Genomic DNA, 10,564 nt, shown 5'->3' with positions numbered 1-10,564 from the left:
GTCAATTGACTGTATTCCATTCAGTGGAATAGAGTCGCCCGCGTCGGTTGGGTAGGGCCTCCGGCAATCGATGGGAGGACCGGTGCAGAGGATCCCCGAGGACGTGCTTGAGCGCATCGAGCGGGAGCACGCCCAGGGGATTACCTCGAGCGATATTCTCGAGTTGTTCGCAGCGCATGGCATCAAGTTCAGCGAGGCGACGCTCCGGAAGTACGTGCAGCTCGGCCTGCTCCCGCGAAGCGTGCGGGTGGGGCGCAAGGGCAAGCATCAGGGCTCGCAGGGGATGTATCCGGCCACGGTAGTCCGCCAGGTTCAGCGCATCAAAGAGATGATGGCCCAGGACTACACCATCGAAGAGATCCAGCGTGAATTCCTGTTCGTGAGAGGTGATATCGAGGAGCTCGAGCGCACGATGACCAAGGTCTTCAATGCGCTCAGGGACGCCGCCAAGGAGAGGCGGAGCGAGACGAGCGGCAGGGCGATCGCCCAGGACCTCGCGAGCGCGGAGACGCTCGCGCGGGAGCTCGTCGCGAAGCTGTCGTTGATAGAAGAACGCCTGATGGCGCAGGCGCGGCTCACGAAGCAGGCGGCATCCTCTTGAGGTGCCGAGTCGCAGGGTCTTCGATTCCGTGAAGCGAAGGGGCCGCATCGCGGCCCCGCCTGGTTTGACGCGATCGACGGGACGGGCATCGGCTCGTTTCGTCGCGATTTTTTAGGGACGGCATCCGGCGTTACGTCGGGCAAGGAGCGGGATCTCTTTGCGCTCGAGCTGGGACTCGGGCGCGTGGGGAAACGCGCGCGCTTGAGAGCGGAGACGCTACCAAACGGAGGCAGCGCATGGCGACGGTGTCTGAGAGCGAGCTCGAGATCTTCGGCCTAGACGGAGCGGATTCGGCGGGGAGTGACTGCGAATCGGCGGGCTCCAGCGAGCCGGTCGTGGAGGGCGCGCTCGCGCTCCAGGCAGACCCCGCGGCGTCGGGGAACGCCATCACGCGCGAGCAGCGCAGGTCACGGAGGAAGCGCGAGATCCGGGCGCGGACGATCAGCGTCAAGCGCATGACCAAGCGCGAGCTCGAGATCGGCCGGATGCTCTATCCGGAGACCGATTATTACAAGCCGCGGACCCGCGCCGAGTGCGTCGACGGCCCGAGGCCGTGCCCGTACGTCTCGTGCCAGCACCACCTCTATCTCGACGTGTCGGCCAGGACGGGCGCCATCAAGCTGAACTTCCCCGATCTCGAGGTCTGGGACATGAACGAGACGTGCGCGCTCGACGTCGCCGATCGCGGCGGCACCACGCTCGAGGACGTGGGGGCGATCATGAACCTGACGCGCGAGCGGATCCGCCAGGTCGAGGTCAAGGCGCTCGCCAAGCTCGAGGCGCTGAAGGACATGATGGCGCTGCGCGACTACGTCGACGAGGGTCCGGTCGGCAAGCGCCGGCTCCCGGTGCTGACCCAGCCCGAGGACGACGAGGACGAGGACGAGGTCGCGCTCGACGAGGACGAGAGCGACGCGGAGGACGAGGGCCTCGAGGCGACGCCCGCCGGGCGGACCTCGGAGATCGAGGACGCGGGCGACTTCGACAGCGGGGAGTGATCAGTCGGGCCGGGCCTCGACGGTCACGATCGCGTCCGCGCCGAGCGCGCTCGCCAGGAAGGCGCGCCACGCCGCCAGCGTGGCCTTCGCCGGCGGCGTGCGGGGGGCGCGGCCGCTCCACAGGTGGATGAGCCGGCGCCGGGGCTCCGCGAGCGCGTCGCGCTCGCGCCGGGCGACGTGCGCCTCGGCGCGGTCGAGGTCGGCGTCGGTCACCCGCTGCGCGAGGCCGGCGAGGAGCTCCTTCACGCGGGCCGTGGCCTCGTCGAGCTCCGCGCTCGGCGCCCGGATCTCGACCGCGAGCGCGGCCGCGCGCGCCCCGCCGAGGACGCGGGCGCTCGCGCGGGCCGCGAGCTTTCGCCGCGCGGGCGCGGCGTCCGCCGCGGGAGGGGCCGCCGCGCCGAGGGCGGCCGCGAGCAGGCCGCCTTCGCCGCTCAGGCCTTCGCCGTTGAGGGCGGCGACCGTGAGCTCCGCCAGCTCGCGCGTCGCGCTCGCGGCCTCGCGCGCGGCCGGGAGCCGCGCGCCGACGACCGCCTGCGAGAGCGGCGTCCCGGCCGGGAGGCGGGCGTCGTGGTGACCGACCCGGGGCACCACCGCGCCGTCGGGTGAGGCGCACCCGCGCGGCGCGAGCCGCGGCGCGAGCCAGCGCTCGGCGGCCTCCGCCGCGGCGGCCGCCTGCGAGGCGTCGGCGTTCGCGAGGACGGCGAGCCGGAGCGGGCCGGTCGCGAGCGCCTGCCAGCGGAGCTGCACGGTCTCCAGCGCGCCGCTCGCCACCCGGTCCCAGACGCCGAACGGCTCGATCCAGGACGGGTGGTCGGGCGCGAGCGCCGAGGCGAAGGCCTCGAGCGCCGCGGCCCGCCCGCCGGAGAGGCGCTCCAGGTGCTCGAGCGCCGCGGCGCGCGCCAGCGTGAGCGCCTCGGGGCCCAGCGTCGTCGCCGCGACCGTGCGCGCGGCGGCGCTCGCGACGCGGCGCCCGAGCTCGGCCGGGGTCTCGCGATCGTCGCGGAACGGCGCGTGCGCGATGACCCCGACGGCGTCCGCCGTGACCCACGGCTCGATCGTCACGTCGAGCTCGCGCCGCCGGGTCTGCACGGCGGCGAGCGCGGCGAGCGCCGTCGCGCCCGCGTCGTACACCCCCTCCTCCGCGACGCCGCACGGGCTCGCGAGCAGGACCCAGATCTCGCCCTGCCCGCGCTCGATCAGGGTGCGCCGCTCCAGCGCGGGCTGGGCCCCCGCCGCGAGCGCGCGGCCGAGCTCCGCCTCGAAGAGCCGCTCGCCGGCCTCTCCCGGCGCGACGGGCCGCGGCGGATCGGCGCTCGGGGGGAGGCCGAGGGCCGTCGCCCAGCGCTCGGGCGGCGCGTTCGGGGCGCTGCCCGAGAGCGCCCACCAGGCGGCGCGCGCGCCGGCGTCGCGCGGGTCCTGCGCGGTGAGGACCTGCCGCGTGGCGGTGGCGGGGCTCGCGGGGGCCGCGAGGCCGCGGCGGATCTCCTGCCGCGCCACCGCGGCGGCGAGCGCCGCCGAGGCCTCGACGGGCGGGGCCGCGGGCAGGTCGGAGGCCTCGATGGTCACGCTGACGCAGCCGCCGCGCGGGCGGGCGACCCCGAGCACCTCGACGGTGCGGAACGGCGACGGGAGCGCCGAGAGCCGCCCGCGGAGCGGCGACCCCGGCGCGCCGAGCCGCTCGGCCGCGGCGACCGCCGCCTGCGGGCTCGCGACGCGCACGGCCACGGTGACGCGGGCGGCCCGCCGCTCGAGCTGGTTCGTCGCGTACACGCCGACCGTGTCCGCCGCCGGCCACGGGTCCGCGGGCGGGCTGCCCGCGGGCCAGCCGCCTTGGCCCTCCGCGGCGCGCGCCGCCTCCGCGCAGAACGCGGCCGGGCCGACCGCGGCGATCGAGGTGCGCCCGGCGTGCAGCGCCGCGGTCCGCCACCCCTCGAGCTCCCGCACGCCCGCGGGCGTCGTCAGGTCGACCACGGGCTCGGCGCCCGCGAGGCCCAGCCGGCCGGTGCACGCCGCGATCGGCGAGAGCTCCGGCGCGTCGAGCGGGCTCGCCCTGAGCGCCTGCACCCGCTCGATGGCGCGGGCGACCTCGGGGCTGCCGGCCGCGATGGGCTGCGCGAACGCCGCCGAGAGCGCGCGCAGGAACGGCGCGACGCGCGCCGCGTCCCGCACGAGCAGGCGCACGCGGAAGGAGCCGCGGTCGATGCGCGCGTCCACGTCGAAGCCGGCGGCGACGAGCCGCGCCTCGACCACGCTGGCGAGCGCCGTCGTGGCGACCGAGCCGAGATCGGTGGCGACCGAGGCGACGAGCGCGGGCGCGGGGTCGCCGTCGCGGGAGACGAGCGTGAGCCGCGGGCGGGCCTCGAGGTTGCGCACCTCGATGCGCCCGACGCTGCCCTCGGGCGTCGAGACGAGCGCGTGCCCCGGCGCGGTCGGGCCGCCGGGCGCGGCGCCGCTGCAGGCCGCGATCAGGACGAGCGGCAGCGGGAGCGCGGGCGTCAGGGAGCGCATGCGTCGTCGGCCGGCAGGGGGGCGCCTTCCGGCTGGAAGTCGGCCGGGCATCGCGGGGCGATCTTGAAGCCGTAGAAGTAGGTGAGCACGCCCGTGACCGAGGCGAACGCCGCGCCGTCCGCGAGGCGCGGCCCCTCGGCTTCGAGGTCGTAGAGCTCGTTCGAGAGGCTCGGCACGTCGTCGGCGGGCACGCCGGCGCCGACGTTGATCCGCGCCGTGTACCGGCCGCCGCTCCTCGCGGGGCCGCCGACGGTCGTCACCCCCTCGACCCGCACGAGCATGCCGAGGTAGCTGCGCGCGGTCGCGTAGCGCGTCAGCTCGCGGAGCGGCACGCGGATCGGCTTCGCGGGGCGGTCCTCGAAGCGGAAGCTCATGGTCCCGCCGATCTCGGGCAGGGTGCGGCAGCCGCGGAACCGGCCGGACGAGGGGCCGCGGAACTCGGTGAGCACGCCGAGCAGATCGACCACGTCGCCGGGGAAGAGCCGCAGGTCCGGGGGGCTGAACGCCGGCTGGAAGACCGTCATGCCGGAGTACGGGACCGGCTCGTCGGCGCTGTCTTGCACGTAGTGGTTGCCGTGCGCCCCCTCGCCGGTCTCGTCGAACCGGTCGATCGCGACGAGCGTCGCGCCGGTGACGTGGACGCGGCGATCGACGGGCACGCCGTCGCAGTCCTCGCTGTCCTGCGCCGCGGGATCGGCGTTGAACCACGCGGCCTCGCCGACGAGATCCGCGATGCGGGCGCCGCTGCCGCGCTCGTCGGCGAGGGGGATCGAGGGGGCGTCTCCGTTGCCGCCGCCGCACGCGGCGAGCGGCGGGGCGGCGGCGACGGCGAGGAGGGTGGTCGTGATGCGGAGCGGGGCGGCCATCCTCTCCGGCTCATACCACAGGGCCGACGGACGCCGAGCCCCCTTCGGGGGGCGGGGCGGCTCAGGCCGCGAGGCTCGCGCCGGACAGCATCGCCTCGAGGCGGCTCTGGATCTTGTGCCGCTTCGAGTAGACCGTCTTCACGCTGATGCGCATCCGCTCCGCGATCTGCTCCGGGGGCAGGCCCTCGCCGAAGTAGAGCGCGACGAACTCGCGGTCCTTGTCGGAGAAATCGTGCAGCACCTGCCCCACGATCGCGGCGCGCTCGCGGCGCTCGGCGTGGTCCTGCGGGGAGGGGCGCTCGCAGGGGAGCTCGACCGCCGCGTCGTCGAGCGGGGCGCAGCGCGGCGCGCGGCGGGCGCCGCGCAGGTGGTCGTAGGCGCAGTGGACGGCCAGCGTGCCGATCCAGGAGCCGAGCCGCGTGCCGCGCTCGGCGTCGAAGCTCCTCAGCTTGCGCATGTCGTTCGAGATCAGCTGCATCAGCAGCGTCGCGTGGATGTCGCGGATGTCGTCCTGCGCCACCACGGCGGAGAAGCGGGCGATCACGCCGCTGATACACCGGTGGACCAGCCGATCGTACCGGGCGTGGAAGGCGCGCCAGGCGCGCTCGTTCCCCGCGATCATCTCCTTCACCAGCACCCCTTCGGCGACGTCGCCGAGGTCTTCCGAGCATCCCTTACCGCAGAGAGCCAAGCCGTTGGACATGCCGGGGGCCAGTGCACCCGACATGCCAGCGTCTCCAGGGCCGGATCGACGGGCGGCGCGGCGGCGGCGTGCCGCGGTGGGCCAGCGGCCGTACCTCGGGAGCTGTTAACGAGGGTTCACTGCGCGCGACCGCCATCGAGGTGGAAAGATCCAGCCACGCGCCCCGGCCCGGGCCGCGCCGGCGGCGCCGGGCGCATCGGGTCTGCGCGCGGCCCTGTTTCGGGTTATGGACCGAGGGTGCTTTCCGGCCGTGCTCTAGCCCTTGCGGTCCTCGCGTGGTCGCTCCTCAAGGTCGTGGTGCGCCGTCTGTTCGACGGGCCGAGCGGGCTTGCGCTCTTCCACGAGAACTACGACGCCGACGGCCTGCCGCCGCTCTCGCCCGCCGAGCGCGCGGCGCTGCCCGGCTTCTCCCGCTGCATCGCGTGCGGGCGCTGCGATCTCGGCGAGGCCGAGCGCATCGCCGCCTCGAGGGGGGCTTACCCCGGGCTCATGACCGTGGTGCTCGCGTCCTCGCGGAGCATGCCGGACTTCGACGCCGCGGCGCTCGCGCTCTCGCACGTGCCCGAGGCGGTGCTCGCCGAGAAGGAGCAGACCTGCCCGACCGGCGTGCCGTTCCGCGAGCTGGCCAGGTTCGTGCGGTCCAAGGCCAGCGCGGCGCTGGCCTTGGACGGGGAGGGGAGCGCGCCGGCCGACCTGGCCCTCGCCGCCGCGGCGGCCCCGCCCGTGGCCGCCCTCGACCCCTCGTCGGCCGAGCGCGCCGCGCCCGAGGCGACGTGATGACGCCGGCGGGACGCCGCGGCGCGGCGAGGGCGCTCGCGTTCCTCTTCCTCCTCGGTACCCCGGCCTGCGCCGCGCACCAGCCGATCCCGGCCCGCAGGGGCGGCGCCGCGCCCCTGTCCGCCGAGGTCTCCCGCCCGCCGGGCCCCCGCGCGGCGCTCCCGCCGGGCCGGGCCGGGGACGACGACGCGGGCGAGGACGACGGCCGCATCTCCACGCCCGTCGCGCCCGCGAGCGCCCGGGGCGCGGCGAAGGGGGTCCCGATCCAGCGCGGGCGCGCCACCTACTACGCCGACAAGTTCAAGGGCCGCGCCACCGCGAGCGGCGAGCCCTACAACCCCCGCGCGCTCACGGCGGCGCACCGGACGCTCCCCTTCGGCGCGCTCGTCGACGTCGTCCGCCGGGACGGCCGCCGCGTGCGCGTGCGCATCAACGACCGCGGCCCGTTCAAGCGCGGCCGGATCATCGACGTGTCGCGCCGGGCCGCCGAGCGGCTCGGGCTCATCCAGGACGGCGTGATCGACGTGACGCTCGAGCTCATCTGGAAGCCCGCCCGGCGGGGGCGCTGATCGCGCCGCGGCGCCGGGCGGCCGGGGGCCGCCGATCCGCGGGCTGCTACTGGACCAGGCTGAGCCGCGGCGCCGCGGCGAAGGCGGCCAGGTGGCCGCTCTCCTCGGCGACGTAGACGTCGCACCGCTCGTCGACCCGGAGGAGATCCGGGATGAGGTCGGTCGGCACCTTGCCGAGCAGCGCGCCGTCGCGCGGCCGCACCACGTGCACCTCGCTCTGCGGCACGAACAGCGCCCCCGAGCGGAGCACCGGCTCGAGGCGCCGCGGCCGGTCCCCCTCGACGCCGCCCGCGAGCACGTGCCGGTACCGGATCGCGCCGTCGTGCGCGCCGACCCCGACGATCTCGCCCGCCTCGCTGTTCACCACGACCACGTCGTCGACCATGAGGCACGAGGCCGTCGCCGCGCACGCGGTGAGGTCGAAGCGCGTCGCCCCGGTGCGGCGATCGAGCCCCACGAGCCCGGTGCCGCGCCGCCCGTGGGTCACCACGCACACGGTCTCGGGCCCGAGCAGCGGCGCGCCGACCGGCGCCACGTGCTTCGGCAGGTCGACGGTCCACCGCGCCTCGCCCGACCACGGGTCGAGGTGGTGCAGCCGCGCCCCGCCGCGGCCGACGAACGCCCCGTCGCCGGCGAGGGCGAAGAGCGCGTCGTGATCGACCGCCACCGGCGACGCGAACGGCAGCCGGTCGCAGAAGCGCCAGACCACCTCGCCGCTCAGCACGTCGAGCGCCGCGAGCGCCGGCTCGCCGCTGCCGACCACGACGAGCTTGCCCGCGCGGCGCAGCCGGAAGTTCTCGCCGCGCCGCGCGGCGTAGCGCCAGCGCACCTCGCCGGAGTAGAGGTCGACGGCCGCGAGGTGGCGCGTCCCCTCGCTCACGATGAGCATCCGGGGCAGCCCGGGGGCGCTCACCACCGCGCCCGAGGCGTTCGCGCCGACGCGCGGCGACAGCCGCGTCGACCAGGCCACCTCGCCGGTCGAAAGCTCGTGCAGCTGCAGCGTGCCGTCGGGCAGGAGCCGCCCGAGGCCGACCGGCGTCATCACCGAGACCGCGCGCGGCGCCTGCTTGCGCCACAGGCACTCGCCGGTGCGCCGATCGATGCAGGTGAGCTCGCGCGTCGAGCCCACGACGAGCACGTCGCCGCAGAGGAAGGTGGCGCGGAGGTCGAGCGAGGGGATCGCCGCGACCCACCGGGCGGTGAAGCGCAGCCGCGTCCGCCCGAACGTGTCCTCGGCCGCGGCCTGCGGGCGCGCCGCCGCGGCGAAGGCGCGGTACGTCTCCGGGGCCACGTTGATCTTCGCGTCGTTGCGCGTGAGCTCGCGGAGCCGCTCGGCGAGCTCGCGCACGCGCGCCCGGAACTCGAACAGGCGCAGGTTCGAGGTCTGCGCGCGGTCGCGGCGCACGAGGCTGCGCGCGAGCGCGCGCCCGAACGCGACGACGCCCTGGGCGAGCGCGGCCACGTCGACGGCCGGGAAGGTCCAGGTCTGCGCCCGCTCCTCGGCGGCCGCGAACGGCGAGCCGCGGCCCGGGCCGAGCGCGCGCGGATCGCCGGGCGGGACGCGGCCCACGCGGGGCACGCCGAGCGTGAGCGAGAGCGCCCCCTCGCTGTGCAGCCGCACGCCGAGGATCGCGCCGCCGACGGTCAGCCGCCGGTGGTAGGGCTGCCGCCGCGCCCACGCGTCGAGCGACTCGAGCGACAGCGACGTGAGCTGCTCGGCGAACGGGAAGATGAAGACGTCGGGCAGCTCCCGCGCCTCCTCGCCCACGAGCACGCGGATCTTGCCCCGGAAGAGGAGCGAGAAGAGGTCGGCGCGGAGCACGGCCGGCTGCGCGAGCGCGGCGCCCTGGGACGTGCGCAGGAGCGCCTCGGCCGCGATGGCGATCGGGATCTCGCCGGTCGGCTCGACGCCCACGATGGCGGGCTCGCCGCCCGGATCGTCGGGCGAGAACGGCAGGGCGGCGGCGAGGCACCGCCGCGCGGCCGGGAGGCGGTGCTCGCCGAGGCCGCCGCCTGCGTCGTTGTCGGAGAAGGCGGCGTCGCGGCGGGCGCTCGGGCTCCGGTGCGTGGCGAACCGATCGATGGCCGCGAGCACGCGCGCGCAGAGCGCTTCGCCATCGAAGCGCCGCTCGTGCAGGGCGACCTCGGGCACGTCGCCGCCGTGGAAGACGGTGACGAGCAGATCGCGGCCCACGCGCTCGAGGCCGAGCTCCCAGGGATCGGGCTCGAGGCACAGCCGCACGACGGCGCGCGCGCGGCGTCCGGAGGCGAGCTCCGCCGCGGCCTCGGCGAGATCGCAGAGGAGCGGCAGCGCCTCGGCCTCGGCGCGCAGCGGCAGCGCCGCCTCATCGAGCGGAGGAGGCGCGTTGCGCACCCCCTCCAGGACGAAGTCGAGCACCTCGTGCAGCGACGTGCGCTCGGGCTCCGGTGAGCATCGGGTGTTGTCGGCGACAAGAGACAGTCCGGGCATCCGTCGAGGGATGCTAGGCAGCGTGGGGCCGGGTCCTAAGTTTTGTGCGCGGATAGCCGCGGAGTGGACAAGCCCGTGCCACCTGACTAGACAGCGCCGGGCGCGCGTCGCGGCTGCCGCCGCCGCTGCCGCCGCGGGGCGGGCCCTCTGGCGCGAGGACGGCGCGAGGTCGGCGACGCGCGCGGCGCGCGCCACGTAGAATGGTTGGCAATCCAACCGGACGTGCAACACACTCCGCACCCCGAGCGCCATGCCTTCCGAAAGACCGCCCCACTTCTCGATGCTCCGGTCGTTCGCGCTGGCGGATTTCGTCACGCTGGCGAACGCGGCGAGCGGCACCTTGAGCATCTTGCTCTGCCTGAACTACGTGGCCGAGCGCGAGCGCGTCTACATCTGGGTGGTCTTCGGGCTCTTGCCGTTCGCGCTCGCGTGCGACGTCCTCGACGGCACGATCGCGCGGTGGCGTCGCCGGCACTCGCCGCTCGGGGCCGATCTCGATTCGCTGGCCGACGTGGTCTCGTTCGGCGTCGCGCCCGCGGTGCTCGGCTACGCGCTCGGCCTGCGCGGCCCGTGGGACGCCGCCGCGCTCGTCTACTTCGTCGCCTGCGGGATCAGCCGCCTCGCGCGGTACAACGTGACCGCGGCCGAGCTGTCGGACGAGCGCGGGAAGGTGCGTTACTACGAGGGCACGCCGATTCCCACGAGCCTGCTCATCGTGCTGCTCTTCGGGGTGCTCTTCGCGCAGGAGCGCGTGCACGAGCAGATCTGGCTCGGGTCGATCGCGCTCGGCCCCTGGGCGTTCCACCCGCTCAGCCTGGTCTACGTCGTGAGCGGCAGCGCGATGGTGAGCGGCACGCTGCGGATCCCGAAGCCGTAGCGGCGAGGGGGCGGGCGGCGCGGGCGCCGAACAGCAACTTCCGTTGAAGTTACAGTGACTTGCGGTCCGAACGGGCAGGCGGCGCAGAGGGGGCTCCGCGGCGCTTCCGCCTTTGCTCCGCCCTTTCGGGCGCCGGCCGCGGGCGCTTGCTCCGCACCGCATTGCCTGCCATCGGGGCACCGGGCAGGCTTCGTC

The 10,564-nt window shown here is 75.5% G+C and carries 9 protein-coding genes; 5 read left to right on the top strand and 4 right to left on the bottom strand.

Annotated features, from left to right (window positions below; all coding sequences use genetic code 11):
- Positions 1-103: 103 nt before the first annotated feature.
- Both WMF20_RS21075 and WMF20_RS21070 read left to right on the top strand, forming a co-directional pair.
- Positions 104-601, top strand: coding sequence for a MerR family transcriptional regulator (locus WMF20_RS21075; RefSeq protein ID WP_236644707.1), 498 nt, complete (start codon positions 104-106; stop codon positions 599-601).
- A gap of 236 nt (positions 602-837) precedes the next feature.
- The gene (locus WMF20_RS21070) at positions 838-1,599 is read left to right on the top strand and encodes a sigma factor-like helix-turn-helix DNA-binding protein (RefSeq protein ID WP_437616250.1); all 762 of its coding nucleotides are present in this window, start codon (positions 838-840) and stop codon (positions 1,597-1,599) included.
- Here WMF20_RS21070 and WMF20_RS21065 read toward each other — a convergent pair whose 3' ends face one another.
- From WMF20_RS21065 to WMF20_RS21055, 3 genes are all read right to left on the bottom strand, one after another.
- Positions 1,600-4,107, bottom strand: coding sequence for a hypothetical protein (locus WMF20_RS21065; RefSeq protein WP_437616248.1), 2,508 nt, complete (start codon positions 4,105-4,107; stop codon positions 1,600-1,602).
- On the bottom strand, positions 4,095-4,973 hold the full coding sequence (locus WMF20_RS21060; RefSeq protein WP_437616246.1) for a hypothetical protein: 879 nt from the start codon (positions 4,971-4,973) through the stop codon (positions 4,095-4,097). The genes WMF20_RS21065 and WMF20_RS21060 overlap by 13 nt, the downstream gene beginning before the upstream one ends.
- Before the next feature lie 61 nt (positions 4,974-5,034).
- Positions 5,035-5,700 carry an RNA polymerase sigma factor gene (locus WMF20_RS21055; protein ID WP_237245532.1) on the bottom strand — a complete coding sequence of 222 codons (666 nt, stop codon included), beginning with the start codon at positions 5,698-5,700 and terminating at the stop codon, positions 5,035-5,037.
- A gap of 213 nt (positions 5,701-5,913) precedes the next feature.
- Here WMF20_RS21055 and WMF20_RS21050 point away from each other — a divergent pair, with 213 nt between their 5' ends.
- Both WMF20_RS21050 and WMF20_RS21045 read left to right on the top strand, forming a co-directional pair.
- A complete protein-coding gene (locus WMF20_RS21050) occupies positions 5,914-6,453 on the top strand; it encodes a hypothetical protein (RefSeq protein ID WP_437616244.1) in 540 nt (179 codons plus the stop codon).
- Positions 6,454-6,716: 263 nt separating this feature from the next.
- Positions 6,717-7,022 carry a septal ring lytic transglycosylase RlpA family protein gene (locus WMF20_RS21045; RefSeq protein WP_408022435.1) on the top strand — a complete coding sequence of 102 codons (306 nt, stop codon included), beginning with the start codon at positions 6,717-6,719 and terminating at the stop codon, positions 7,020-7,022.
- Positions 7,023-7,068: 46 nt separating this feature from the next.
- On the opposite strand, the gene WMF20_RS21040 is transcribed toward WMF20_RS21045, so the two are convergent.
- Positions 7,069-9,492 (bottom strand): PQQ-binding-like beta-propeller repeat protein, encoded by a 2,424-nt coding sequence (locus WMF20_RS21040; RefSeq protein WP_437616242.1) that lies wholly within the window; start codon positions 9,490-9,492, stop codon positions 7,069-7,071.
- A 250-nt stretch (positions 9,493-9,742) separates the two neighbouring features.
- Between WMF20_RS21040 and WMF20_RS21035 the strand changes: the two genes are divergently transcribed.
- Positions 9,743-10,369, top strand: a complete 627-nt coding sequence (locus WMF20_RS21035; RefSeq protein WP_129576052.1) for a CDP-alcohol phosphatidyltransferase family protein — start codon at positions 9,743-9,745, stop codon at positions 10,367-10,369.
- Positions 10,370-10,564: the final 195 nt, after the last annotated feature.

The organism is Sorangium sp. So ce834, from assembly GCF_051521425.1.
In the GTDB taxonomy this organism is placed as follows: domain Bacteria; phylum Myxococcota_A; class Polyangia; order Polyangiales; family Polyangiaceae; genus Sorangium; species Sorangium cellulosum_D.
This window is presented reverse-complemented; position numbering and strand designations above follow the sequence as displayed.